The sequence below is a fragment of the Rhizobium sp. G21 genome (genome assembly GCF_014158035.1).
Lineage (GTDB): Bacteria > Pseudomonadota > Alphaproteobacteria > Rhizobiales > Rhizobiaceae > Rhizobium_E.
This window is the reverse complement of record NZ_JACFXW010000001.1, coordinates 3442128-3465418: the sequence shown is the minus strand read 5'-3', so window position 1 is coordinate 3465418 and position 23291 is coordinate 3442128. Positions and strand designations below refer to the sequence as shown.

27 protein-coding genes and 4 pseudogenes are annotated in these 23291 nt (G+C 63.2%); 10 read left to right on the top strand and 21 right to left on the bottom strand.

Going from position 1 to position 23291, the window contains the following annotated elements; genetic code table 11:
* Positions 1-7 precede the first annotated feature (7 nt).
* From H2O14_RS17315 to H2O14_RS17300, 4 genes are read right to left on the bottom strand one after another with little or no spacing between them, the layout of a single operon-like run.
* Positions 8-562: a sarcosine oxidase subunit gamma gene (locus H2O14_RS17315; RefSeq protein ID WP_182828625.1), complete on the bottom strand. Its 555-nt coding sequence runs from the start codon at positions 560-562 to the stop codon at positions 8-10.
* Positions 555-3551 (bottom strand): sarcosine oxidase subunit alpha, encoded by a 2997-nt coding sequence (locus tag H2O14_RS17310; protein ID WP_182828624.1) that lies wholly within the window; start codon positions 3549-3551, stop codon positions 555-557. Before H2O14_RS17310 ends, H2O14_RS17315 begins: the two co-directional genes overlap by 8 nt.
* Positions 3548-3868, bottom strand: a complete 321-nt coding sequence (locus H2O14_RS17305; protein WP_182828623.1) for a sarcosine oxidase subunit delta — start codon at positions 3866-3868, stop codon at positions 3548-3550. Before H2O14_RS17305 ends, H2O14_RS17310 begins: the two co-directional genes overlap by 4 nt.
* Positions 3869-3885: 17 nt before the next feature.
* Positions 3886-5139 carry a sarcosine oxidase subunit beta family protein gene (locus H2O14_RS17300; RefSeq protein ID WP_182828622.1) on the bottom strand — a complete coding sequence of 418 codons (1254 nt, stop codon included), beginning with the start codon at positions 5137-5139 and terminating at the stop codon, positions 3886-3888.
* 293 nt (positions 5140-5432) lie between these two features.
* On the opposite strand from H2O14_RS17300, the gene rpsU reads away from it, so the two are divergent.
* The 5 genes from rpsU to H2O14_RS17280 all read left to right on the top strand — a co-directional run bounded on the left by rpsU (position 5433) and on the right by H2O14_RS17280 (position 8754).
* Positions 5433-5663, top strand: a complete 231-nt coding sequence (gene rpsU, locus H2O14_RS17295; RefSeq protein ID WP_182828621.1) for a 30S ribosomal protein S21 — start codon at positions 5433-5435, stop codon at positions 5661-5663.
* 188 nt (positions 5664-5851) lie between these two features.
* Positions 5852-6658 (top strand): tetratricopeptide repeat protein, encoded by an 807-nt coding sequence (locus H2O14_RS17290; RefSeq protein ID WP_246697636.1) that lies wholly within the window; start codon positions 5852-5854, stop codon positions 6656-6658.
* Between the two features lie 63 nt (positions 6659-6721).
* Entirely contained in the window at positions 6722-7201 is a 480-nt protein-coding gene (locus tag H2O14_RS26825) for a hypothetical protein (RefSeq protein WP_210275470.1), read from the top strand.
* On the top strand, positions 7198-7632 hold the full coding sequence (locus H2O14_RS26820) for a PD40 domain-containing protein (protein ID WP_210275469.1): 435 nt from the start codon (positions 7198-7200) through the stop codon (positions 7630-7632). The genes H2O14_RS26825 and H2O14_RS26820 overlap by 4 nt, the downstream gene beginning before the upstream one ends.
* 54 nt (positions 7633-7686) lie before the next feature.
* Positions 7687-8754, top strand: coding sequence for an FAD-binding oxidoreductase (locus H2O14_RS17280; RefSeq protein WP_182828619.1), 1068 nt, complete (start codon positions 7687-7689; stop codon positions 8752-8754).
* Here H2O14_RS17280 and H2O14_RS17275 read toward each other — a convergent pair whose 3' ends face one another.
* From H2O14_RS17275 to H2O14_RS17245, 7 genes and pseudogenes are all read right to left on the bottom strand, one after another.
* Complete coding sequence (locus tag H2O14_RS17275) at positions 8755-9063, bottom strand: BrnA antitoxin family protein (protein WP_182828618.1); 309 nt, start codon at positions 9061-9063, stop codon at positions 8755-8757.
* A complete protein-coding gene (locus H2O14_RS17270) occupies positions 9038-9307 on the bottom strand; it encodes a BrnT family toxin (RefSeq protein ID WP_182828617.1) in 270 nt (89 codons plus the stop codon). The genes H2O14_RS17275 and H2O14_RS17270 overlap by 26 nt, the downstream gene beginning before the upstream one ends.
* A gap of 120 nt (positions 9308-9427) precedes the next feature.
* Positions 9428-10828, bottom strand: coding sequence for an NAD(P)(+) transhydrogenase (Re/Si-specific) subunit beta (locus H2O14_RS17265; RefSeq protein ID WP_182828616.1), 1401 nt, complete (start codon positions 10826-10828; stop codon positions 9428-9430).
* Positions 10829-10844: 16 nt separating this feature from the next.
* Positions 10845-11249 (bottom strand): annotated as a pseudogene (locus tag H2O14_RS17260) (proton-translocating transhydrogenase family protein); the annotation flags it as partial.
* 1 nt (position 11250) lies between these two features.
* On the bottom strand, positions 11251-12393 hold the full coding sequence (locus tag H2O14_RS17255) for a Re/Si-specific NAD(P)(+) transhydrogenase subunit alpha (protein ID WP_182828615.1): 1143 nt from the start codon (positions 12391-12393) through the stop codon (positions 11251-11253).
* An 89-nt stretch (positions 12394-12482) separates the two neighbouring features.
* A complete protein-coding gene (locus H2O14_RS17250; protein WP_182828614.1) occupies positions 12483-12704 on the bottom strand; it encodes an aa3-type cytochrome c oxidase subunit IV in 222 nt (73 codons plus the stop codon).
* A gap of 231 nt (positions 12705-12935) precedes the next feature.
* Positions 12936-14039: a TRAP transporter substrate-binding protein gene (locus tag H2O14_RS17245; protein WP_182828613.1), complete on the bottom strand. Its 1104-nt coding sequence runs from the start codon at positions 14037-14039 to the stop codon at positions 12936-12938.
* Positions 14040-14287: 248 nt separating this feature from the next.
* Here H2O14_RS17245 and H2O14_RS17240 point away from each other — a divergent pair, with 248 nt between their 5' ends.
* Positions 14288-15043 carry a gamma-glutamyl-gamma-aminobutyrate hydrolase family protein gene (locus tag H2O14_RS17240; protein WP_182828612.1) on the top strand — a complete coding sequence of 252 codons (756 nt, stop codon included), beginning with the start codon at positions 14288-14290 and terminating at the stop codon, positions 15041-15043.
* On the opposite strand, the gene msrQ is transcribed toward H2O14_RS17240, so the two are convergent.
* From msrQ to H2O14_RS17215, 5 genes and pseudogenes are all read right to left on the bottom strand, one after another.
* A complete protein-coding gene (gene msrQ, locus H2O14_RS17235) occupies positions 15019-15639 on the bottom strand; it encodes a protein-methionine-sulfoxide reductase heme-binding subunit MsrQ (protein WP_182829419.1) in 621 nt (206 codons plus the stop codon). The genes H2O14_RS17240 and msrQ overlap by 25 nt on opposite strands.
* Before the next feature lie 26 nt (positions 15640-15665).
* Positions 15666-16612: pseudogene (gene msrP / locus H2O14_RS17230) on the bottom strand (protein-methionine-sulfoxide reductase catalytic subunit MsrP).
* 76 nt (positions 16613-16688) lie between these two features.
* Positions 16689-16913, bottom strand: a complete 225-nt coding sequence (locus H2O14_RS17225; protein WP_182828611.1) for a hypothetical protein — start codon at positions 16911-16913, stop codon at positions 16689-16691.
* 1 nt (position 16914) lies between these two features.
* Complete coding sequence (locus H2O14_RS17220; protein ID WP_182828610.1) at positions 16915-17604, bottom strand: GNAT family N-acetyltransferase; 690 nt, start codon at positions 17602-17604, stop codon at positions 16915-16917.
* Positions 17605-17687: 83 nt separating this feature from the next.
* Complete coding sequence (locus H2O14_RS17215) at positions 17688-18410, bottom strand: tellurite resistance TerB family protein (RefSeq protein WP_182828609.1); 723 nt, start codon at positions 18408-18410, stop codon at positions 17688-17690.
* Positions 18411-18692: 282 nt separating this feature from the next.
* On the opposite strand from H2O14_RS17215, the gene H2O14_RS17210 reads away from it, so the two are divergent.
* Both H2O14_RS17210 and H2O14_RS17205 read left to right on the top strand, forming a co-directional pair.
* Entirely contained in the window at positions 18693-18968 is a 276-nt protein-coding gene (locus tag H2O14_RS17210; protein ID WP_182828608.1) for a type II toxin-antitoxin system RelE/ParE family toxin, read from the top strand.
* A 19-nt stretch (positions 18969-18987) separates the two neighbouring features.
* Positions 18988-19281: a helix-turn-helix domain-containing protein gene (locus tag H2O14_RS17205; RefSeq protein WP_182828607.1), complete on the top strand. Its 294-nt coding sequence runs from the start codon at positions 18988-18990 to the stop codon at positions 19279-19281.
* Positions 19282-19355: 74 nt separating this feature from the next.
* On the opposite strand, the gene H2O14_RS17200 is transcribed toward H2O14_RS17205, so the two are convergent.
* Positions 19356-19994, bottom strand: a complete 639-nt coding sequence (locus H2O14_RS17200; RefSeq protein WP_137157659.1) for a 2-dehydro-3-deoxy-phosphogluconate aldolase — start codon at positions 19992-19994, stop codon at positions 19356-19358.
* A 140-nt stretch (positions 19995-20134) separates the two neighbouring features.
* Here H2O14_RS17200 and H2O14_RS17195 point away from each other — a divergent pair.
* Positions 20135-20835 (top strand): annotated as a pseudogene (locus H2O14_RS17195) (helix-turn-helix transcriptional regulator).
* 78 nt (positions 20836-20913) lie between these two features.
* Positions 20914-21276, top strand: a complete 363-nt coding sequence (locus tag H2O14_RS17190) for a VOC family protein (protein WP_210275556.1) — start codon at positions 20914-20916, stop codon at positions 21274-21276.
* A gap of 84 nt (positions 21277-21360) precedes the next feature.
* Here the strand turns inward: H2O14_RS17190 and H2O14_RS29470 are convergent.
* From H2O14_RS29470 to H2O14_RS17175, 4 genes and pseudogenes are all read right to left on the bottom strand, one after another.
* Positions 21361-21486, bottom strand: a pseudogene (locus H2O14_RS29470) (L,D-transpeptidase); the annotation flags it as partial.
* A 56-nt stretch (positions 21487-21542) separates the two neighbouring features.
* Positions 21543-21956 (bottom strand): L,D-transpeptidase, encoded by a 414-nt coding sequence (locus tag H2O14_RS29465; protein WP_409526926.1) that lies wholly within the window; start codon positions 21954-21956, stop codon positions 21543-21545.
* A gap of 107 nt (positions 21957-22063) precedes the next feature.
* Positions 22064-22582, bottom strand: coding sequence for a vWA domain-containing protein (locus H2O14_RS17180; protein ID WP_182828606.1), 519 nt, complete (start codon positions 22580-22582; stop codon positions 22064-22066).
* Between the two features lie 64 nt (positions 22583-22646).
* On the bottom strand, positions 22647-23270 hold the full coding sequence (locus H2O14_RS17175) for a TadE/TadG family type IV pilus assembly protein (RefSeq protein WP_182828605.1): 624 nt from the start codon (positions 23268-23270) through the stop codon (positions 22647-22649).
* Positions 23271-23291 lie beyond the last annotated feature (21 nt).

The following is a 23291-nucleotide window of genomic DNA, read 5'->3' as shown; positions in this document are numbered from 1 at the left end:
CGATCCCTCAGATCGCCGCGTCTTCCGCGCCTTCGTTGAGCATGCCGAAGCAATATTCGCCGAAGGAGCGCCAGCATTCCAGGCGGAAGCTTTCCTCGCCGGTGCGGTAGATCACCACTTCGGCCTTGCCGAACACCGTGCGCGAGGCGGCGCCGACCGGGAAGATCGCGTCGCCGAGATCCAAGGGGCAGGCCGAGGCCAAAGTGGCGCGGGCGCCGGACCCGGAGATGACGAAGGCGACGTTGCGGTGCGACACATCCACCGCCGAATGCAGCGCGCCGGATTGGCCGGCGAGCGCCACGAAATCGACGCCGTCGGGCCCGATCAGCAGCCATTCGTCGGGACCGAGCCAGAGCGCATGCTTGCCGTCGGCCGAAGCCGTGCCTTTGGGCTTGGTCGGCAGTTCCAAACCGAGCGCCGAAGACAAAGCAGAGACGGCGTCCGCGCCGGCGCGCAGCGAGGCGCGCGCGGCTGAAGGCGCTAGCGTCACGGAGGCGACCGCAGAGCCGCCATGGCCCGCCTTGAGCGGCGACTTGCGGAGAGCAGAGAGAGCGTCAGCCATTGATGCGGCCTCCTTCCTTGTCATAGAACACGGCGTCGCAGACTTCGACGGCGACCACGCGGTCGGTCATCGGCACATAGAGCGTCTGGCCCATCTTGGCGCGACCGTCGACCACCACGGCCATGGCGATCGAGCGTCCGCAATTTTCCGACCAGTAGGACGACGTCACATGGCCGAGCATGGTCATCGGCTTGGGCTGGTTGGGATCGGCGACGATCTGCGCGCCTTCCTCAAGCACCTCGCGCGGGTCCTTGGTCTTGAGACCGACCAGTTGCTTGCGGCCGCTGCGCACGAGATCCGAGCGCTTCAGACCGCGAATACCGACGAAGTCGGTCTTCTTCTTGCCGACGGCCCAGGCGAGGCCGGCGTCATCGGGCGTCAGCGTGCCGTCCGTGTCCTGACCGACGATGATATAGCCCTTCTCGGCGCGCAGCACGTGCATGGTTTCCGTGCCATAGGCGCAGGCGCCCATCGGCTCGGCCCGTTCCCAGATCGCTTCCCAGACGGCCTGACCGTAATCGGCCGGCACGTTGATTTCGAAACCGAGTTCGCCCGCGAATGTCATGCGGAAGAGACGCGTCGACACGCCGGCGATCTTGCCTTCGGCGACGCTCATATGCGGGAAGGCCTCGTTGGAGAGGTCGATGCCTTCGACGAGCGGCGCGATGATCTCGCGCGCCTTCGGACCCTGCACGGCGATGACGGCCCACTGTTCGGTGGTCGAGGTCAGCCACACCTTGAGATGCGGGAATTCCGTCTGCAGATAGTCTTCCATGTGATGCATCACGCGCGGCGCGCCGCCCGTGGTGGTGGTCACGTGGAAACGATCCTCGGCCAGACGGCCGACGACGCCGTCGTCATAGACGAAGCCGTCTTCGCGCAGCATGATGCCATAGCGGCAGCGGCCGGGCTTCAGCGTGTCCCAGGAGTTGGTGTACATCAGGTTCATGAAGGCGGCGGCGTCCGGGCCGACCACTTCGATCTTGCCGAGCGTCGAGGCGTCGAACACGCCGGCCACGGTGCGCACCGTCTTGCATTCGCGGTTGACGGCCTGATGCATGTCTTCGCCCGGACGCGCATAATACCAGGCGCGCTTCCAGTTGCCGACATTTTCGAAATCCGCGCCCTGGGCTTCGTGCCAGGCATGGATGGGCGTCTTGCGGGCCGGGTCGAAATGCGGCCCGCGCGAATGGTTGATCAGCGTGCCGAAGGTCACGGGCGTATAGGGCGCGCGGAAGGTGGTAAGACCCACTTCCGGCATCGCCTTGCCGAGCGCTTCCGCCGCGATCGCCAGACCATGGATATTGGAGGTCTTGCCCTGGTCGGTCGCCATGCCGTTGGTGGTGAAGCGCTTGACATGCTCGATCGAATGCATGCCTTCGCGCACGGCGAGACGAATATCCTTGGCGCAGACATCGTGCTGGAAGTCGACGAAAGCCTTGGCCGAGGTGTCGTCGGGGCCGGCGCCTTCTGCGCTGCCCGCCATGCCGCCGGTCCAGTCGAAGGCCTGGGTCGCGGCGATGGAGACGGTCGACTTGCCCTCGGCTCCGGCCGCCCGGGCGAGCAGTTCGCCGACGCCCAACGCCTCGTCGATAGTGGCCTGTATCGAATTCGTGCCGTTGCAGGCGCCGACAGACATGCAGTCCTCGAGATAGGTTCCCGGCAGGAAGCGCTGGTTGTCGGCGTCGAAGGCCAGCTTGCCGCGCGACTGCGAGAACAGATGCACCGACGGCGTCCAGCCCGAGCACATGATCAGCGCGTCGACGGCGAACTTCTCGCCGCTCTTCTGACCGCGGCGCGCCACGACCATGGAGGAGACGCGCAGCTTACCCTTGGTGGTCAGCACCGCATGGCCCGTCAGCACGTTGATGCCCATCGAACGGGCCTTTGCGAGCACGGCTTCGCCCGGCTTGTCGCGGCTGTCGACGATCACAGGGATCTCGACGCCGGCGGCCTTGAGGTCGAAGGCGGCTTCATAGGCAGAGTCATGGGCGGTGTAGACGCCGACCTTGGCGCCGATGGCGACGCCGTAATGGTTGAGATACATCCGCGCCGCGGACGCCAGCATCACGCCCGGGCGGTCGTTGCCGTCGAACACCATATGGCGTTCGATAGCGCCCGTGGCGATGACCACGCGCTTGGCGCGGACCTGCCACAGGCGCTCGCGCGGCAGATGCGGCGCGGGCTTTGCCATATGGTCGGTGACGCGCTCGGCGAGACCGATGAAATTGTGCTCGTAATAGCCGAACACGGTGGTGCGCGACAGAACCGTCACATTCGGCATCGCCTTGAGCCTGCCGATCATCTTCTGCGCCCAGGCGTAACCGTCCTGGCCGTCGATGCTGACGCCTGTATCGAAATGCAGGGCGCCGCCGAATTCGGCGCGCTCGTCGGCGATGATGACGCTGGCGCCGTTTTCGGCTGCGGCCAGCGCCGCGGCGATGCCGGCCGCTCCGCCGCCCGCCACAAGCACGTCGCAATGGGCGAAGCGGTTGGCGTAGTGGTCGGGATCGTCCTGCGTCGGCGATACGCCGAGGCCGGCGGCCTTGCGGATCTGCGGCTCATAGACCTTGTGCCAGGCGGCCTTCGGCCACATGAAGGTCTTGTAGTAGAAGCCGGCTGCAAAGAACGGCGCAAACAGGTTGTTGATGCCGCCGATGTCGAAGGCGAGCGATGGCCAACGGTTCTGCGACGACACGGTCAGGCCGTCATAGAGGTCCTGCATCGTGGCGCGCACATTCGGCGTCTTGCGGCTCGGGTCGCGCGACACGTCCATCAGCGCGTTCGGCTCTTCCGGACCGGCGGTCAGGATGCCGCGCGGACGGTGATATTTGAACGACCGGCCGGCGAGATGAATGCCGTTGGCGAGCAGCGCCGAAGCGACCGTGTCGCCTTCGAGACCGGTCAGGATGCGGCCGTCATAGGTGAAGCGGGCGGTTCTGGCGGGGGTCAGGCGGCCCTTGCCTGCGATACGGTTTGCTCCGCTCATTTCTGGCCTCCAATGCCGGCGAGTTTGGCCTGGATGGTCGCGTCGTCGGGACGCGGCTCTTCCTGCCGGTAGGTCATGACGAATCGATCGCTGACGGTGTGGCGAACGGCGCGGAAAAAGCGGCCGCAGCCATGGATATGGCGCCAGCGCTCGTAGATCAGGCCTTTCGGATTGTCGCGCATGAAGAAATAGTCGGCGAATTCCTCGTCCGAAATTTCGGTGATGTTCTGCGGACGATCGATATGGGCGTCGCCCACGCCGCGGAACTCGAGTTCCGAACGGTCTTCGTTGCAATAGGGGCAGTGGATGAGAAACATGGTCTTGACCTAACCTGTCAATGCGCAACGGCGGCGGCGGCGGCTTCGTCGACCAGGCGTCCGGAGCGGAAGCGGTCGAGCGTCAGGCCGGCGGCGAGCTTGTGCGGTTCGTCGCGCGCGATGAGATGGGCGAAGAGATGGGCCGAGCCCGGCGTGGCCTTGAAGCCGCCGGTTCCCCAGCCGCAATTCACATAGAGGCCCTTGACCGGCGTCTTGGACTGGATCGCCGAACGGTCGGGTGTGTTGTCGGTGATGCCGCCCCACTGGCGCATCATCTTCACGCGCCGGAAGATCGGGAAGATTTCGCAGATGGCGTCGAGCGTATGCGTGATGATCTGCAGACCGCCGGTCTGCGAATAGGACACATACTGGTCGGTGCCGGCGCCGATCACCAATTCGCCCTTGTCGGATTGGGAGATATAGGCGTGCACGGTGTTGGACATCACCACGCAGGGGAAGATCGGCTTCATCGGTTCCGACACCAGCGCCTGCAGCGGATTGGAATGCAGCGGCACGCGGACATCCGCCATGGACATGATCGCCGTATTGTGGCCCGAAGCCGACACGCCGATCTTCTTGGCTCCGATGAAGCCACGGTTCGTCTCGACGCCGATCACCGCGCCGTCCGGTCCGCGGCGAATGCCGGTGACCTCGGTGTTTTGGATCACATGCACGCCGCGATCGGTGGCGGCGCGGGCGTAACCCCAGGCGACCGCGTCATGACGGGCGGTGCCGCCGCGACGCTGCAACGCTGCGCCATTGATCGGGTAGCGGGCGGAAGCGGCGATATCGAGCGGCGGGCAATAATCCTTCGCCTGCTCGGGCGTCAGCCATTCATTGTCGATGCCGTAGAGACGGTTGGCGTGGACGTGACGCATGAAGGTCTGCTTGTCATGCACCGTATGCGACAGCATCATCACGCCGCGCGGCGAATACATGACGTTGTAGTTCAGCTCCTGGGACAGGTTCTCCCACATCTTGAGCGAATGCTCATAGATGTCCATGCTCTCTTCGTAGAGATAGTTGGAGCGGATGATGGTGGTGTTGCGGCCGGTATTACCGCCGCCGAGCCAGCCCTTTTCGATCACCGCGACATTGGTGATGCCGTGCTCCTTGGCGAGATAGAAGGCCGCGCCCAGGCCATGACCGCCGCCGCCGATGATGATGACATCATATTCTTTTTTCGGCTCGGGCGACGTCCATTGCTTTTCCCAGCCCGTATGCCCGCGAAGGGCCTCGCGGGCGACGGCGAAAACAGAATATTTGCGCATCGCGAATTTGCTCCAGATACCGGCGTCAGCAGCCTTGATGAGCTTGAGGAAATCGCAAAAAGATGTTCTGACAACGTCCATTTTGCGACGCAGTCGGGCGGGTCTCCGCCAAAGCCGCGACAGCCAGCATAACCGCTGGCTGCGGTTCAAAATATGACGGGAACCACTGGACTTGCCGCATTTGATCTGGTAGTTGCTTGCGTCAATCGCTTGGCCGTCCGGCTTAGCGAATTTATTTTGTTCGCCCTGCGCCTCAAGGCCGGGCTCAACTCGAGACAAGGAACGGGATTCACGTGCAGGTACTGGTTCGCGACAACAATGTTGATCAGGCTCTCCGCGCTCTGAAGAAGAAGATGCAGCGCGAAGGCATTTTTCGTGAAATGAAGATGCGCGACTACTACGAAAAGCCTTCTGAGAAGCGCGCTCGCGAAAAGGCCGAGGCTGTTCGTCGCGTTCGCAAGCTGGCGCGCAAGCGCGCCCAGCGCGAAGGCCTCGTGACGGGTCGCGCCGCTGCCGCGCGCTGAACCGCCGTCGTCTTGACGAAATTCGATGTTGTCTGGCGGGGGCGATGTGAGTCGCCGCCGCCTTTTTGATTGTCCCCTGCTCCGGCAGCTTGCGCGAAGAACCGATCATGCTCCGACACAATAGCCTCGCCACTTCCCTCCTCGCACAGGCCCATGGCCTGGGTCGAAAGGTCCGTATCGGCCTGGCCATGACGGGGCTCACGCTCGCGCTCGCCGCCTGCAACACGACCGATACGACGGACACGATCCGCATCAACAAGGCCCAGGGCGGCGAGGAAAACATCGCGTCGCTGACTTCGGTGATCGAATCCAACCCGCAGGATCCGGAAGGCTATAACACGCGTGGATCGGCCTATGGCCGCGCCGGCGAATTCAAGCGCGCTTTGGCTGACTTCAACCAGGCGATCGCGCTCAACCCGCGCTTCTATCAGGCCTACGCCAATCGTGGGCTGATCTACCGCAACATGGGCCAGCCCGAAGCGGCGCTCGCCGACTACAACACGGCGCTGAAGCTCAATCCGCGTTACGACGTCGCCTTTATCGGCCGCGGCAATGTCTATCGCCAGGCCGGTCAGCTCGACCCGGCGATGAACGATTACAATCAGGCGATCGGCCTCGACACGACCGATCCGCGCGCCTATCACAATCGCGGCCTGATCTACCAGAAGCGCGGCAATCACGCCAAGGCGATCGAAGACTTCTCGACCGCCATCTCGCTCTCGCCGAATTCCGCAGAGCCCTATAACGGCCGCGGCATTTCCTATGTGGCGATGAACGACGACGACAACGCCTTCGCCGACTTCAATCACGCCATCGAACTGGATGGATCGCTAGCCGAATCCTGGGCCAACCAGGCGCTGATCTACGAACGCAAGGGCGACGCGCGACGCGCCTACAAGTCTTATGCGCATGCTTTGTCGCTGGATCTCAAATACCAGCCGGCCCGAGACGGTGTGGCGAGAACACGGGCCGCGACCGGCGTCGCGGCGCAATAACCACGTAGTGAAGGCCGCCGCGAGCGGCCTTTTTCATGGATGCGCGTGCGAAGGAGAATCGGCGTGGCTCAGGAAGATGTCCAGAGAGATCATCGACGGCTGCTGCCGATGCAAAGCTGCACCGTCCATATCTTCGACGCCGACACCGGACAGACGAGGGAAGCGTTCCGCACCCGCGATCTTCTGCTGGAAGCGCCGAACTGGCCTTGGCCGGACCGGCTTCTTCTGAACGGCGACGGCCTTCTCTGGACGCTCGACCTCGCGTCAGGCGATCTTCAGCAGCTCGACATCCCTGGCCTACCCTTCGTCAACAACGACCATGTACCCGCGCCGGATGGCGATACGATCTATGTCTCCTGTTACGATTGGCGCATTTACGGCGTGTCGCTCGCGACGCGGCGCTTTTGGCCCGTCAGCCGCCACGCTCCCGATCGCCCGCTCCGGCATTTCCTGCATGGCGTCAGCCCCGACGGCGCCGAGCTCGCTTTCGTCGGTGTCGAGCCCGGGCCCCATGGCCCTTGGGGGCGGCCAATATCCATGTGATGCGAACCGATGGCGACGCATTGCGCCAGCTCACCTATGGGGCGAAACCCGCGGATGGCTGCGAATATTCTCCCGACGGCGAGTGGATCTATTTCAACACCGAGCATTTCAGCGCGACGCCGGGACATGCCCAGATCGCGCGGATGAGACGCGACGGAGGCAGCCTCGAACAGCTGACTTTCAACGCCGGCGTCAACTGGTTTCCGCATCTCGCGCCAACAGGCGATCTCGCTTGCTATCTCTCCTATCCCGAGCGCACGCGGGGACATCCCGAAAACCTGCCGGTCGAGCTGCGACTGGTGCGGAATGGCGATTGGGCGGCGGCGGAAACAGTAGCGAGCCTGCACGGCGGCCAGGGCACGATCAACGTCAACAGTTGGTCCCCGGATGGCCGGCGCTTCGCCTTCGTCTCCTATCCCATGGAAAGCTAGACCTTCCCTTTTCCGTCTCCGACGATAAGTTGGCGGCGCAACAGAGGAATCGGCATGTCGGGCAAACACATCATCGTCATCGGCGGCGGCGTCATCGGAGCCTCCATCGCCTGGCATCTGGCCGAGGCGGGAGCGCGGGTGACGGTGGTGTGCGGCAAGCGCGGCGGCGTGGCCACGCCCAATTCCTTCGCCTGGATCAACGCCAATTGGGGCAATCCCGAACCCTATTTCCGCCTGCGCATGGCGGCCATGGCCGGCTGGCTCAGGCTCGCAGCCGCCGTCCCCGGCGTCAGCCCGGACTGGTGCGGCTCGATCTGCTACGACCTGCCGCCGGAGGGTTTGGAAAAGTTCGCGGAGGAACATGCGAGCTGGGGCTATGATCTCGAACGGATCGAGCGGGACGAGATCCTGCGCCTCGAGCCGGCCATCAAACATGCTCCCGACTGGGCGCTGAAGATCTCCGGCGAGGGCATGGTGGAGCCGCGTCCCGTCGCGCTCGCGCTGCTGGCGGACGCCGAACGTCTCGGCGCAACTGTCCATGACAGCGCCGAGATCTCGGCGCTGTCCTTCAAAAACGGCCGTGTGGTCGGCGTCGTGACGGCGAACGGCGTCGTCGAAGCCGACGAGGTGATCCTCGCCGCCGGCGCTGAGACTGCGGCGCTTGCCGCAACCGCCGACGTCAAAGTGCCCATGAGTTCCTCGCCGGGCCTCATCATCGACACCAAGCCCGCCCCTCGCCTGCTCAATCATATCGTCGTTGCGCCGGAAATGGAAATGCGCCAGGCGCCGGATGGCCGCATCATCGCCTCCACCTCCTTCAACGGCACGGATCCCGGCGCCGATCCCGCCGCCACGGCCAGGCGGGTGTTCGACGACATGTGCTCGCGCCTCGTCGGCGGCGACCAGCTGGAGCTCGAAGGCTACCGCATCGGCTTTCGCCCCATCCCGGAGGACGGTTTCTCGATCGTCGGCCGCGCCGAGGGCGTTCCCGGCCTTTATATCACGGTCACCCATTCCGGCATCACGCTCGCCCCAGCCATCGGCGATTTCGCAGCGAAGGAAGTGCTGGACGGCGCAGCCGAGCCGCTGCTCGCGCCCTATCGCCTGTCGCGCTTCTCCTGATCAGAGGCCGAGCGCCTTGCGAAGATCGGCGTTCATGCGGCTCTGCCATCCCTTGCCGCCCGCCTTGTAACGGGCGACCACATCGGCATCGAGCCTGAGCGTGACCTGCTTCTTCGGGTTCTCGGACGCCGGCCGCCCACGGCTGCGTTCGATCTCCGCGGCCAGTTCCGGGAACACCTCGCGGAAGGGCCTGGCGAGCTTGAAATCCTCTTCGGTCAGTTCGGGATTGTCGGACACTTCCTCCCAGATCTCGCGCGGAAAGCCGTGTATGAAATCCGGATCATCAGGCTTGGTCATTTTTTGCGTCATGATAAAGAGCCCTTTCCTTGCGGTTCGCCGCGCGCATCGAGATGATCGACAGTCCCTCCTCCCCAAGTCGGAAAAAGATCACCACCGCCATCTGCTCGACGAACAGGCCGATGGCCTGACGACGCCCCTGTTTCGCTGGAAAGATGAGGGCGCGTTCAAAAAAACCCATATCCAGCGCAGCGAAATCGAAGCCGTGCTTGCGCAAATTCGCCTGCCGCTTGATTTCGTCCCACACGATCCGCATTTAATGTAACTACTTTTATTGAAGACAACAAGCATATCGAAGCTATCGAGATCGCGCGGAACGTGCAAACGAAAACCCCGCCGGTTCAGGGCGGGGTTTGGTGGCGGAGATGGCGAGATGTCAGTGCGCCAAAGCCTTGACGATGTCTTCCGTCACCTTTTTGGCGTCGCCGAGCAGCATCATCGTGCCGTCCTTGTAGAACAGCGTATTGTCGATGCCGGCATAGCCGGAGCCGAGCGAGCGCTTGACGAACAGGCAGGTCTTGGCCTTGTCGACATCGAGGATCGGCATGCCGTAGATCGGCGAGGACTTGTCGTCGCGCGCCGCCGGATTGGTGACGTCATTGGCGCCGATGACATAGGCGACGTCGGCCTGCGCAAACTCCGAATTGATGTCTTCGAGTTCGAACACGTCGTCATAGGGAACATTGGCTTCGGCGAGCAGCACGTTCATGTGGCCGGGCATGCGGCCCGCGACCGGGTGGATGGCGTATTTAACCTCGACCCCGGCTTCCTTGAGCTTGTCGCCCATCTCGCGCAGCGCATGCTGGGCCTGGGCCACCGCCATGCCGTAACCCGGCACGATGATCACCTTGGAGGCGTTGGCCATCAGATAGGCGGCGTCGTCGGCCGAGCCCTGCTTGACCGTCTTGTCGGAATTGTCCGCGGCGGCGGAAGCCCCCGCGTCGCCGCCGAAGCCGCCGAGGATGACCGACACAAAGGAGCGGTTCATGCCCTTGCACATGATATAGCTGAGGATCGCGCCCGACGAGCCCACCAGCGCGCCGGTGATGATCAGCGCCAGATTGCCGAGCGTGAAGCCGATGCCGGCCGCCGCCCAACCCGAATAGGAGTTGAGCATCGACACAACCACCGGCATGTCGGCGCCGCCGATCGGGATGATCAGCAGCACGCCGAAGGCCAGCGCGAGAGCCACGATCAGCCAGAACACGAAATGGCTTTCGGTGGCCACGAGAACGCCGATCAGCACCACGATCGCCGCGAAGATGGCGATGTTCAGTGCGTGCCGCATCGGCAACATGATCGGCTTGCCGCTCATGCGTCCATCGAGCTTCAGGAAGGCGATGATCGAACCGGTGAAGGTGATCGCGCCGATCGCGACGCCCAGCGACATTTCCACCAGCGCCTGGCCATGGATCTGACCCACCTCGCCGATGCCGAACGAGGACGGCGCGTAAAGCGCCGCCGCCGCCACCAGCACCGCGGCGAGACCGACCAGCGAGTGGAAACCGGCGACCAACTGTGGCATCGACGTCATGGCGATGCGCCGGGCGATGACCGCGCCCACGCCGCCGCCGATGGCGAGGCCAAGCACGATCAGCGCCAGCCCGCCAAATGTCGGCTTGGCGAGCAGCAGCGTGGTGACGATGGCGATGCCCATGCCCACCATGCCGTAGAGGTTTCCCTGTCGGCTGGTGGAGGGATGACTGAGCCCGCGGAGCGCCATGATGAACAGCACGCCGGAAACGAGATAGAGAAAGGCTGCGAAATTGACGGACATGGATTTCGCCCCTTACTTTTCTTTTTTTTTTGTACATGGCGAGCATGCGCTGGGTGACCAGGAAGCCGCCGAAAATGTTGATCGAGGCGAGGATCAGCGCCACGAAGCCGAAGCCGGTGGCGAAACCGCTCGCCGACAGGCCGACTGCGAGCAGCGCGCCCACCACGATCACGGAGGAAATGGCGTTGGTCACCGCCATCAGCGGCGTGTGCAGCGCCGGCGTCACCGACCAGACCACGTAATAGCCGACGAAGATCGACAGAACGAAGATCGCCAGTCGAAAGACGAAGGGATCGATCGCCCCGCCCGACAGCGCATGCGCCGCATCCGCGATGGACGGCTGCGTTTCGACGGCCTGATGGACGGCGGCCACCGCCGCGTCGAGATTTTGAAGTGCTTTATCCAGAGTTTCCATCGCCATCTCAGCCTTCCTTCGAGCCGCCGAAATTGGGGTGAACGACCTTGCCGCCATGGGTCAGCATGGTCGCCTTGACCAGCTCGTCCTCGATATTAAGGTCGAGCGTCTTGGTCTCCTTCGACACCATGGTCTCAAGGAAGGTCACGAGGTTCTTGGCGTAAAGCAGCGACGCGGAGGCGGCGATGCGGCCGGCGACATTGAGATGGCCGATGACCTTGACGCCCTCGACCTCCACAACCTCGCCCGCAACCGCGCCTTCGATATTGCCGCCGCGCTCGACGGCGAGATCGACCGCCACCGAACCCGGCTTCATCGCCTTCAGCATCTCGCGGCTGACGAGCCGCGGCGCCGGACGTCCGGGAATGAGTGCGGTGGTGATGACGATATCCTGCTCGGCGATGTGCTCGGCCACCAGCGCCGCCTGCTTGGCCTGGTATTCCGCCGACATCGGCTTTGCGTAACCGGCTGCGGTCTCCGCCGCCTTGAATTCTTCGTCCTCGACGGCGATGAACTTGGCGCCGAGCGAGGCGACCTGTTCCTTGGCGGCGGGACGCACGTCGGTCGCCGACACCACCGCCCCAAGACGCCGCGCCGTGGCGATGGCCTGCAGGCCCGCGACGCCCGCGCCCATCACGAAGACCTTCGCCGCCGGCACGGTGCCGGCTGCGGTCATCATCATCGGCATGGCCCGGTCATACTCCGATGCCGCGTCGATCACGGCCTGATAGCCGGCGAGATTGGCCTGCGACGACAGCACGTCCATGGATTGGGCACGTGTGATGCGCGGCATCAGTTCCATGGCGAAGGCGGAGACGCCGGCCGCCGCCATGGCCTGAAGCGCCTCGTCATTGCCATAGGGGTCCATGACTCCGAGAACGATGGCGCCGGGCTTGTAGCCCGCGAGTTCTGTTGCGGTCGGCCGACGAACCTTCAACACCACATCGGCGGAAGCAGCGTCCGAGCCGCTCCCGACGCGGGATCCCATTTTCTCGAATTCAGCGTCCGGGATACGCGACGCATAGCCCGCTCCGGCTTCGACGACCACGTCAAAGCCCAATGCTTTCATTTTCTTGACCGTGTCGGGAGACGCCGCCACCCGCGGCTCTGCTCCCTCGGTCTCTTTCGCCACGAATATCAGACTGCCCACGCGCCGGCTCTCCTCTTCGCCAAATTTAAGGCGCACGAAAGGCTCCGGCCGCAGTCACGGCCGGACGTCGCTTCGCGCGGATCGAAATGTCAGATCAAAAAGAAGCCGGCCATCGTCAGGACGATGAACAGCAGGACCGAGAAAATAAAACCGGCGCCGGTGAAAAAGCCGACCGTCATCGCAATCAGCAACACCGCGACGGCCATCGTGCCGTATTTGGCGGCCCAGAGGAAACCGCTATACGTCTTCTCATGTTCGGCGTAGTCCATCGACGCGCCAACTTCCGCCGGTCCGGTGTGATGTTCGGCCATTCGAATTCTCCCATTCTGAAAGCGCGGAATACTGTCTCCCGGCGCTTTGTCCTACTCCCCTACAGCCTGAGGCTGAACCTCGGCGCTGCTTCAGGCCTTACACAAAGGTCTAGGGCCGCGCAATCTCAGGCGGGCCCCCAAGCGACATAAAATCGATTGAAAGCGACGTCGAAAATCAAAGAGACCCGGAACGACGGACGTTCCGGGCCGGGCAGGATCAGCGTTGCGGTTTCAAAGTTTGCCGGCGCGCTGCTGGATCATCATGAAGGTGTCGAAGGTGTATTCACCGATCTGCGCCCAGAGATAGGCGTCCTTCTTGAAGGACAGCTGGTGGTCATAGATCTTCTTGAAATGCGGGCTCTTTTCGCTGAGCTCGGCATAGGTCGTCAGCGAGGCTTCGTAGGCGGCGTTCAGAATTTCCTGGCTGTAGGGCTTCAGCACCGCGCCGCCGCCGACCAATTCCTTGAGCGCCACGGCGTTCTTGGCGTCGTATTTGGCGAGCATCATCGAATTGGCCGTGGCGCAGGCGTCCGACAGCACGGCCTGATAATGCTTGGGCAGATCGTTCCATTTGGCGAGGTTGATCACCGCGTGAACCACCGGGCCGCCTTCCCAGAAACCCGGATAGTAGTAATATTTGGCGACCTTGTTGAAGCCGAGCTTGGCGTCGTCATAAGGGCCGACCCATTCGGCCGCGTCGATGGTGCCCTTTTCCAGCGCCGGATAGATGTCGCCGCCCGGGATCTGTTGCGGCACGACGCCGAGCCGCTCCATCACCTTGCCGGCGAGGCCGCCGATGCGCATCTTGAGACCCTTGAGGTCTTCCAGCGTATTGATCTCCTTGCGGAACCAGCCGCCCATCTGCACGCCCGTATTGCCGGCCGGCATGCCGTAGAGGTTCTGCGTGGCCAGGAACTCGTTCATCAGATCGCCGCCGCCGGTGTAATACCAGGAATTCTGCATGCGGGCGTTGAGGCCGAAGGGAATGGCGGCGCCGAGCGCGTAGGTCGGCTCCTTGCCGTAGTAATAATAGAGCACGGTATGGGCCATTTCGACGGTGCCCGCGCCGGCGGCGTTGGCCGCTTCGAGACCCGGCACGATTTCGGCCGCGGCGAAGACCTGAATGTCGAAAGCGCCGTCGGTGGCGGCGCGCACATGGTTGGCGATGTCGACGCCACCGCCGTAGATCGTGTCCAGCCCCTTGGGGAAGGACGAGGTCAGGCGCCAGGTGACTTTCGGATTGGACTGCGCGATCGCAGGCGCAGCCAGTGAGGCCGCGCCAGCCGCGCCGGCCGCCGCAACGCCAGCCTTCTTGAAAAACGAACGACGATCCATGTGACACCTCCCAGTAAAACGGATCTTTCAGTTTTGCTTTCCCCAGCGAGGTCGCCCTCGCCCGACGCGGATGTTAAGCATGCCCCCATGGCGCCCGCAAGACGCGAACATCGGATTTTCCTTATGCTTCCGTCGCAGTAAGATAGTGCTTACCGATAGTTAGGCGCTTCGTTTTAGGAATGAGGCGATTGACATCGCAAAGCCGACGCGCCACTTGATGGCCGTTCCCAATGACGCCGGAGACGAGCATGCCCAGCCCGATCATCGCCATTCCCGCCGACACGCGCGAAATCGAAGGTTACTACTGGCATGCGACGCCGCAACAATATGTCAACGCCGTGGTCAAGGGCGCGGGCGCAACCGCCATCGTCGTGCCCGCTCTCGAAAGCGGCAACGATATCGACGCCATCCTCGACCGTGTCGACGGCGTACTGATTTCCGGGTCGCGCTCGAATGTGCATCCCTCGCTTTACGGCGGCGACGCTTCGGAACAGAACGGCCCCTATGATCCGGCTCGCGACGCGACGAGCATGGAGCTGATCCGCCGCGCCATCGATCGCGGCGTGCCGCTGCTCGCCATCTGTCGCGGCATTCAGGAGCTCAATGTCGCGCTCGGCGGCACGCTGGAAACCGAAATTCAGGAGAAGCCCGGCGTCTGGGATCACCGCCGTCCCGACGTGCCGGAGCGCGACAGGATGTATGCCATCCGGCAGACCGTGAAGGTCAAGGAAGGCTCCTGCATCGCCGCAGCCCTCGGGGCCGGCGAATTCCAGGTCAATTCGCTGCATCGTCAGGCGATCGGCGTCACCGCGCCCCGGCTGACTGTCGAAGCCGTTGCCGAAGACGGCACGATCGAGGCGGTGTCCGTCATCGACGCGCCGAATTTCGCCATCGGCGTGCAGTGGCACCCGGAATACTGGGTCGAAAGCGACGCCACCTCCGCCCGCCTGTTCAAATCCTTCGGCGACGCCGTGCGCGCTTATGCCGAAGCGAAGGGCCGCTGAGCGGCCGTGTATTTGGCCAGCCGGTAGAGCAACAACACGGCGATGATGGCGATATAGACCAGCGGCCGCGGCGGCCAGCTTTTGACCGCCATGATGAAATGCGTGACGCCGAGAATGGCGGCCGGATAGATCAGGAGATGCAGCCGACCCCAGTTGCGGCCCATCTTGCGGATCGACCAGTTGTTGGACGTGACCGCCAGCGCGACCAGGCCCACGAACGCCGCCATGCCTACCATGATATAGGGCCGCTTGATGATGTCGGCGACGATTTCGGAAAGCACCAGCGCCCGGTCGAGGATGGCGTAGGTCAGCACATGCATCAGCGCGTAATAAAAGCTCATCAGCCCGAGCGCACGCCGGAAGCGGAAGAGATTGACGCGCGTGAGATCGCGGATCGGCGTCACCAGCAGCGTCGCGATCAGGAACCGCAGCGTCCATTCGCCCAGGAGGTGCTCGAAGGACTGCACCGGATTGGCGCTCAGCTTCCCGGTCGCGCCCTGCCAGAAATACCAGACGGCCGGGATCATCCCGAGCCCATAGATCCACCAGGGCGAAATCTTGGCGACGGTGCGATTGATGCGGCGCGGCCAGTCCATCGACGCATCGCTGCTCGAGACGGCCATCAGTAATTCGCCTTCAAATCCATGCCGGCGTAAAGCGAGGCGACTTCATCCAAATAGCCGTTGAACATCAGCGTGTCTTTCTTCGGCGAATTGAAAAAGCCGCCGCCCTCGCCGATCGGCCGTTCCGTGGCCTGGCTCCAGCGGGGATGATCGACCTTGGGATTGACGTTGGAATAAAAGCCGTATTCATCCGGCGCCGCCGTGTTCCAGGCGGTCGGCGGCTGGGCCTCGACCAGCGTGATGCGCTCGATCGACTTGATGCTCTTGAAGCCGTATTTCCAGGGAACGACGAGCCTGATCGGGGCGCCGTTCTGATTGGGCAGCAGGTCTCCATAGATGCCGACAGCCATCAACGTCAGCGGATGCATCGCCTCGTCGAGCCTGAGGCCCTCTTTGTAGGGCCAGTCGAGAATGGGCGCGAAGCCGCCGACCCCGGCATTTCGTCCGGACGCAGGGCCGTCTGGAAGGCGACGTATTTGGCGCTAGCGAGCGGTTCGGCCAGTTTGAGAAGATCGGCCAGCATGAAGCCGCTCCAGGGCAGGACCATCGACCAGGCCTCGACGCAGCGGAAGCGGTAGACGCGCTCTTCCACCGACATCTTGGCGATCAACTGATCGACATCGATCTCCAGAGGCTTGGACACCAGACCGTCGATCTTGATCGTCCAAGGCCGGGGCTTGAATTTGTCGGAGTAATCGGCGGGATCGCTCTTGTTGACGCCGAATTCGTAGAAATTGTTGTAGGTGGTGGCGTCTTCCTTGGGGGTGATCTTGTCGTTCACCTTGTAGGCGGACGGCTTGGCGGCCAACGCCGCGAGCGACGGCGACTCCGTCGCGCCGATCAGGCCGGCCGCCGCCGCGCCTGCCAGGAATTCCCGTCGACGCAGGAAAACGGATTGCGGAGTGATCTCCGAAGCTGCGATCTTGGGAAAGCGATAAGCCGGCATGACGGATCCTCTTCAGGTCAGGTCTTGCAAGCTTATACGAGGCAACGCGGCATTTGTTACAACGCCGCGCGTCAAATCAGCGTGAACGGCGCTTTTGCCAGCGTGCGCGCAGCCAGAAGACGGCGAAGAAGGACAGGATGATCGCCACGCCGGCGCCGAAGCCGAGCCAGGGCGAGACGTCGCCCAGCCCCAGAACGATCCTGGGCATGAGAGCGAGCGCGACGCCCGCTCCCAGGAGAATGATGGCGGCCGCGATGGCGTTCCTGCGCGTCTCGCGCTTGTGCTGCTCTGACTGTGACACGTCAACCTTCCGTGATGGTGGAGCGGATCTCGGCGAGACCGCGTAATTGTCGGCCTGCGGCGTCGAAATTCGACGGGGCCAGCCAAGCTTCGAACGCCATTTTCAGGCGCAGCCAGTCATCGTCGATCATCGCGTACCAGGCGGTGTCGCGATTTTCGCCGCGCGAGATCATGTGCTTGCGGAACACGCCTTCGAAGGAGAAGCCGAGACGTTTGGCCGCTTCATGGCTGGGCGCGTTGTCGTTGTGACATTTCCACTCGTAGCGGCGATAGCCGAGATCCTCGAACACATGCCGCGCCATGAGGTAATGGACTTCGGTCGACATCGGGCTGCGCGCCATCGCCAGGCCATGCGCCACGCCGCCGACCTCGACAACGCCGTTGGCGGGATCGGCGCGCATATAATGGGCCATGCCCACGACGTCGCCGGTCTCGTTGTCGATAAACACTTCGCGCAGCCAGCCGGCCTTTTCGAAGGCGTCGAGCCAGTCGGCGAAGGCGTCCGCGGTCTGGAAATCGGGCGCTGCGAAGTATTTCAGCCGCGCATTGACGCCGGTTTCGCCGAGCGCCGTCCACAGCGCCTGCGCATGCTCGTCCCGCACATAGGGAACGAGCGTCACGTAACGCCCTTCGAGCCGCACCGCCTTCGGCGCGGGCCGCGGCGTCCAATTGCTGAGATCTTCCTTCTTCATCCCCGTCTCCTTAACAGAACCGGGGATGATGTTCATCACCACGTCGAGAGATCGACAAATAAATTTCGGTGATGGGCGGCGGCTCAGCCGACCTTTGCGGAAGCGACCGTCGCTTCGATATGATCGATCAGCCCATCGGCGAGACCCAGCCGGCCCGCCAGAAGATCCAGATAGCCGCGTTCGGCGCGGGTGTCCGGATCGATGGCGATGCGGGATGCCGTGTAGAGCTCCACCTTCTGGCTCTCGGTCTTCGCGGCGCCGATGATGGCGTCGAGATCGACGGGATTGGTCAGTTCGCCGGTGAGGAAGGCCTCGGCGTCGGCGTCGAGCCCAGCGAGCTTGACCTTGCCGAGGATCGCCTGACGTTCGGCCTCGTCGATATGACCATCGGCGCGCGCGGCCGAGATCATGGCGCGCACCAGCACCAGCGCAAAATCGTCATTGTTGGTGTGATCTTCCAGCGAAAAGCCGGTTCCGGCAGGCGCCGGCAGCAGATCGGGCGCGGCCTGTCCCTGAGCCGGCGCAGGCGCGCCGCCGACCGGCTGAGGCTGATTGCCAGCCTGCCAGTTCTTGTAGGCCTGATAGCCGAGACCGGCGATGGCGGCGAGACCGCCCAGCTTCAGAACCGAACCGGTCAGCTCGCGTCCCGTACCGGTGCCCAGCAGCACGGCGGCGATCGCGCCGGAGGCAAGTGGATTGTCCTTCGCCATCTGGGTCACCTGTCCGGCCTGGTCTTTCACCGAACCGCCGACTCCAGGCATATTGGAGCCTAAAAACTGGTCGAGAATTTTCTTGGCGTCGAACATTCCATATCCTCCGGTTGAGATGATCTCGTCAGCAGATAGGTATGACGCGCGGATTATGCAAAGAGGATGACGCAGGTCACGCCATCACCGAAAATTTTGCGGCGTTTATGACCAATACCCCTGGAAAAGACGCACACTTTGCGCAACCCTGGGACGAACCGGAACGCCCCAACTCTCCCATTGAAGTTCGAACCAAATATGGTGCACTCTGCCCAGTCGAGGCGGATTGTCGCCCGGTTCTACACGACCCGGAGCGGTGTCCAGCCGGTCAAAGAATGGCTGATGTCACTGAACAAGACAGATCGTCAGGTGGTCGCCGTCGATATCGCCAAAGTCGAGTTTGGCTGGCCGATGGGGATGCCGACATGCAGACTGCTGCGAGACGGGGTGCTCGAAGTGCAGTCAAGCATCAGAAATGGTCGCGTCGAAGCAAGAATATATTCTGGGATCGATGACGGCGTCATGCTGCTGCTTCACGGCGCAGAAGGCAAAGGCGGCCAGCAGGCGACAATCAAACTGGCGATCAAGCGTTGGAAAGATTATCAAATTCGAAAATGAAGCGGAGGACTATCGAGATATGACAGACCATCATTCTGTCGTCGGCGGCTCGCTTGAAGACTTCCTCGAATACCTCGGCGAGAAAGAAGCGGTCTACGGCGCGGCGATCAAGCAGGTTCTGGCTTGGCAGATCGATGAAGAGCGAAAACTGCAGGCGCTTTCGAAATCCGACATGGCTGAAAAAATGGGCACGAGCCGCTCTCAGTTGGACCGTGTTCTCGATCCGGCCAATATCGGCATTTCTCTCGATACTCTGGAGCGCGCGGCGCGGTCGCTCGGAAAGCGACTGAAAATCGAGTTGGTCGACGCCTGACGCCGCCTCACGTCGAGTAGACCATAGAGGCGGCGTCAGGCATTTCCTTGTCGATCAGCCGAAGACCCTACGCGTCACCCAGCCAGCGCCGCGGCTTCCGCCGCGAGCTTGGTGATGCCGGCCCAGTCGCCCTCCGTCACCATGGCCTTGGGCGCCACCCAGGAGCCGCCGACGCAGACGACGTTGGAGAGGCTGAGATAATCGCGGGCGTTCTTGAGCGACACGCCGCCGGTCGGGCAGAAGCGGATGCCGGCGAGCGGAGATGCGAGCGCGCCGAGATAGGCTGCGCCGCCGGCCTGCTCGGCCGGGAAGAACTTCAGCACGCTATAGCCGCGGTCGCGCAGATGCATGACTTCGGTGGCGGTGGCGGCGCCGGGCAGAAGCGGCACGTCGCTCTGGTCGGCGGCGTCGAGCAGCGAAGGGCCCGCGCCCGGAGACACGACGAATTTCGAGCCCATCTTCACCGCCTGTTCCCACTGGCGCGCATCGAGGACGGTGCCGGCGCCGGCGACTGCGCCTTCGACTTCCTCGGCGACCGCCTTGATGGCGTCCAGCGCCGCGGGCGTGCGCAGCGTGATTTCGATGGCCTTCAGGCCGCCCGCGACCAGCGCGCGGGCCAATGGCACGGCCGATTTCACATCGTCGATCACGATCACCGGCACGACCGGTTGCAGCTTGAGCGTGGAGAGAAGGTTCTCGGTCTTGGCGTTCATGTCGCCGCTCCCTTAAAACGATTGAATTGCAGGCAGACCTACTAAACTCGGCTGGCGGTGTCGAGCAAAAAGGATATGAAAGACGCGACCCGCAGCCAGCCGACAGCGGTCAAACAGGTTCTTCGATGTCCCGTTCCGCCCTGCCCCGCTCAGAACGTTTGATGCAGTTGTTGCAGGCGCTCAGGCGTCACAGGCGGCCGGTCACCGGCCAGGCGCTGGCCGAGGAAACCGGCGTCAGTCTCCGCACGCTCTATCGCGACATCGCCACGCTGCAGGCTCAAGGCGCCGACATAGAAGGCGAGGCCGGTCTCGGCTATGTGCTGCGCCCCGGCTTCCTGCTGCCGCCGCTGATGTTTTCCGAAGACGAGATCGAGGCGCTGGTGCTGGGCGCCCGCTGGGTGGCCAGTCGCGCCGACGAAGGCCTGTCGGACGCCGCCGGACATCTGATCGCCAAGATCGGCGCCGTGCTGCCCGCCGATCTCGCCGAGCGGCTGGAAACGTCGAGCCTGTTGGTCGGCCCCTCCCCCGCGCGGGCTCGGGCGTCGACCTCAAGCTGATGCGTCGCCTGATCCGCGAAGAACAGGCCGCCGAGATCGATTATGCCGACGCCAGCGGCGCGGCGACGCGTCGCGAGATCTGGCCCTTCGCGCTTGGTTTTTTCGAGAATGTCCGGGTCGTGGTGGCCTGGTGCGCGCTGCGCAACGGCTTCCGCCATTTCCGCGCCGACCGGATCGAGGGCTTGCGCCCGCTCGACCGCCGCTATCCCCGCCGCCGCGCCGCCATGCTCAAGGAGTGGAAACGCGAACAAGGCGTCGGCCCGAACGCTGCTGACAAAAACTGACAGCAGGCAGCGCTAGACCGTCCTTCGAGGCCGACGCCGACCCTGACGCCGAAGCCCCGAGATCAGAAGGACAAGATCATGACCCCCAGCTATATTCTCCTCTACGTCGCCGACATGACCGCAAGCCGCGCCTTCTACGACGCGTTGCTCGGCCTTCAACCGATCGAAGCCGCGCCGACCTTCTCGTTCTACGTGCTTCCGAACGGGTTGAAACTCGCTCTCTGGTCCAGGGACGGCGTCATTCCCGCGGCCACGCCGCCGGGTGGTTTCGAACTCGGCTTCCCCCTCGGCTCCGACCACGAGGTCGACGCGACGGCCGAAGATTGGACGGCGCGCGGCATTGAACTCATCCAGCCGCCGATGGCCGCCGATTTCGGTCGCACCTTCACGGCCGTCGATCCCGACGGCCATCGGCTGCGCGTCTTCCACGTCGCGCGCTGATCTCTCAGGCGTAGCCGCCGGATTGACGACGACGCGCGTTCCGACCGGCGTCCGGCCGTAGAGATCGATGATGTCCTGGTTTAGAAAGCGGATGCAGCCCGACGACACCATCGTGCCGATCGACCAGGGCTCCACCGTTCCATGCAGACGGAACAGCGTGTCCTGGCCGTCGACATAAAGATAGAGCGCGCGCGGGCCGAGCGGATTCATCGGCCCGCCATCCATGCCGTTCTGGTATTGCAGGTATTTTTCCGGATCCCGCGCGATCATGTCGGGGTCGGCGTCCAGCGCGGCCATGCCGCCTTGCGGCCGATGCGCGCCTCACCCTGGAAGTTGAGGCCCTCTTCGCGTCCCACGCCGACGCCATAGCGGATCGCCTCGCCATTGCCCAAAACGTAATAAGCGAAGCGTTGCTGCACGTCGACGACGATCGTGCCGGCAGGTTCATAGCTGTCATAGGCCACTTGTTGGCGCCAGAATTTCGGATCCACGCGACGAAGATCGACGGCGGCGACCGGGAAAGGTTCGTCGAGGACGGGCCCATACATCGCCTGATAATAGGGATCGACACGCGGCCCCGCAGGTCTTCCGATACTGGTGACCCGCCTCTCGCTCGCGCAGCCCGCAAGCAGCAATGGCGCGCCCAGGATCAGGCTGCGCCGATGAATTCCCGTCGTCATGAACACCTCGTCTGTTCGGACATGCGCGTCCGCGCTTTGTCTTCGCCCGAACAGGCAAACGTATGACGTTTCCCGGGGTTCCCTCATGATGAGGGCGGAGAGGATGCTCAGTTGGTCAGCTTGGTCGAGCGATCCGATACTTTCTTGGCGATGGCTTCGAAAGCGGTGATCAATTCCGACGCGTTGTCGGCCGTGTAGGAATTGCTCGATGAACCGGAACAGGCGAGCAATAGGGTCTTGCCGAGCGTCGGAGCCATGAAGGCGACCGTATAAATGGTGATGCCGGCATTTTTGGCCGAGGTGCAGGCGTTGAGCGTCTTGGTGTCGAGCGACGGCTTGTGCTTGCTGCTGGCCCCTGTATTTTCGCCGTCGGTCATCAACACGATGAATTTCTGCACATGGGTGTTGCCGTAGTTGGCGTGCTCCGTCGCCTCGCTGGCGGCGGTGAGCGCCGCATAGGCGGTGTCCATGGCGTCGGACATGTCGGTTCCGCCCGAGGGATAGGAAGGCAAGGCCGAGATGTAGGCGCGCGCGGTGGTCGTTCCCCACGCGAGAGCGGAGGCCGCCTGTTCCTTGTCCGTAAACGTCACCGACCCGGTGCGGGTGACATGATTGTTCGCATCCAACGCCTCGATCGAGTCGATCGTATCGAACAGGTGGCGGCGGCCTGTTTGAGCGCTCCCATCTTGTTCAGGTAACAGGGGATGTGGCTGCGATATCCGGATAATACGCCCAGTCTTCGAGATCGGCGTAATTCTGACAACTGGCAGGCGTCAACAAGGCTGTGTTGGTCACCCAGGACATGGATCCCGACCGGTCGACGACGAGGTAGAGCGACAGCGCATTGCCGACGACAACAGAGGATGTGGAAGAACGCGCCGCGATCTTGCGGTTGGTGAAGCCGAGGAGTCGTGTGAGCGGCGTCAGTTCCACCGTGATGCGCGCCGACATCGCCACCGTATACGTGGTCTGCGTGCCCACCGTATTCTTATCGGGCACGACCGTGGTGGAGGTCTTGAGATCTTCGACCACGTTGCTCGGCAATTGCCCGGAAAGCTGCGCGACGAGAAAATCGATCGCGTAGCTCTTGACGTTGAGAGTGGTCTTGTCCTTGGCCGCGAGCGCGCTGACCGCCGCCAGCGACGCCGTATCCAGGCCGTTCTGCAACACCGTGCGCTGATTGACCATCGCGGCCATGTCGAACGCCAGGCCGACGCCGCCCAGCAGCACGGGCAGCACCAGGGCCGCGGTCAGGGCGAAATTTCCGCGACGCGACCCGATGAACAGACGAAAGACACCAAACAGGCTCGACAAGAGGGGCTCCTGATACAGAGC

What these genes read in the sequence shown, in the direction of transcription:
- H2O14_RS17215 (WP_182828609.1), bottom strand. Translation starts at nt 18,410, where the DNA reads ATGTTCGACGCCAAGAAAATTCTCGACCAGTTTTTAGGCTCCAATATG.
- H2O14_RS17315 (WP_182828625.1), bottom strand. Translation starts at nt 562, where the DNA reads ATGGCTGACGCTCTCTCTGCTCTCCGCAAGTCGCCGCTCAAGGCGGGC.
- H2O14_RS29465 (WP_409526926.1), bottom strand. Translation starts at nt 21,956, where the DNA reads ATGACGACGGGAATTCATCGGCGCAGCCTGATCCTGGGCGCGCCATTG.
- H2O14_RS17305 (WP_182828623.1), bottom strand. Translation starts at nt 3,868, where the DNA reads ATGTTTCTCATCCACTGCCCCTATTGCAACGAAGACCGTTCGGAACTC.
- H2O14_RS17210 (WP_182828608.1), top strand. Translation starts at nt 18,693, where the DNA reads ATGTCACTGAACAAGACAGATCGTCAGGTGGTCGCCGTCGATATCGCC.
- H2O14_RS17240 (WP_182828612.1), top strand. Translation starts at nt 14,288, where the DNA reads ATGCCCAGCCCGATCATCGCCATTCCCGCCGACACGCGCGAAATCGAA.
- H2O14_RS17190 (WP_210275556.1), top strand. Translation starts at nt 20,914, where the DNA reads ATGACCCCCAGCTATATTCTCCTCTACGTCGCCGACATGACCGCAAGC.
- H2O14_RS17265 (WP_182828616.1), bottom strand. Translation starts at nt 10,828, where the DNA reads ATGTCCGTCAATTTCGCAGCCTTTCTCTATCTCGTTTCCGGCGTGCTG.
- H2O14_RS17205 (WP_182828607.1), top strand. Translation starts at nt 18,988, where the DNA reads ATGACAGACCATCATTCTGTCGTCGGCGGCTCGCTTGAAGACTTCCTC.
- H2O14_RS17310 (WP_182828624.1), bottom strand. Translation starts at nt 3,551, where the DNA reads ATGAGCGGAGCAAACCGTATCGCAGGCAAGGGCCGCCTGACCCCCGCC.
- H2O14_RS17250 (WP_182828614.1), bottom strand. Translation starts at nt 12,704, where the DNA reads ATGGCCGAACATCACACCGGACCGGCGGAAGTTGGCGCGTCGATGGAC.
- msrQ (WP_182829419.1), bottom strand. Translation starts at nt 15,639, where the DNA reads ATGGACTGGCCGCGCCGCATCAATCGCACCGTCGCCAAGATTTCGCCC.
- H2O14_RS17275 (WP_182828618.1), bottom strand. Translation starts at nt 9,063, where the DNA reads ATGACGCAAAAAATGACCAAGCCTGATGATCCGGATTTCATACACGGC.
- H2O14_RS17245 (WP_182828613.1), bottom strand. Translation starts at nt 14,039, where the DNA reads ATGGATCGTCGTTCGTTTTTCAAGAAGGCTGGCGTTGCGGCGGCCGGC.
- H2O14_RS17300 (WP_182828622.1), bottom strand. Translation starts at nt 5,139, where the DNA reads ATGCGCAAATATTCTGTTTTCGCCGTCGCCCGCGAGGCCCTTCGCGGG.
- H2O14_RS17280 (WP_182828619.1), top strand. Translation starts at nt 7,687, where the DNA reads ATGTCGGGCAAACACATCATCGTCATCGGCGGCGGCGTCATCGGAGCC.
- H2O14_RS17220 (WP_182828610.1), bottom strand. Translation starts at nt 17,604, where the DNA reads ATGAAGAAGGAAGATCTCAGCAATTGGACGCCGCGGCCCGCGCCGAAG.
- H2O14_RS17290 (WP_246697636.1), top strand. Translation starts at nt 5,852, where the DNA reads ATGACGGGGCTCACGCTCGCGCTCGCCGCCTGCAACACGACCGATACG.
- H2O14_RS17270 (WP_182828617.1), bottom strand. Translation starts at nt 9,307, where the DNA reads ATGCGGATCGTGTGGGACGAAATCAAGCGGCAGGCGAATTTGCGCAAG.
- H2O14_RS17200 (WP_137157659.1), bottom strand. Translation starts at nt 19,994, where the DNA reads ATGAACGCCAAGACCGAGAACCTTCTCTCCACGCTCAAGCTGCAACCG.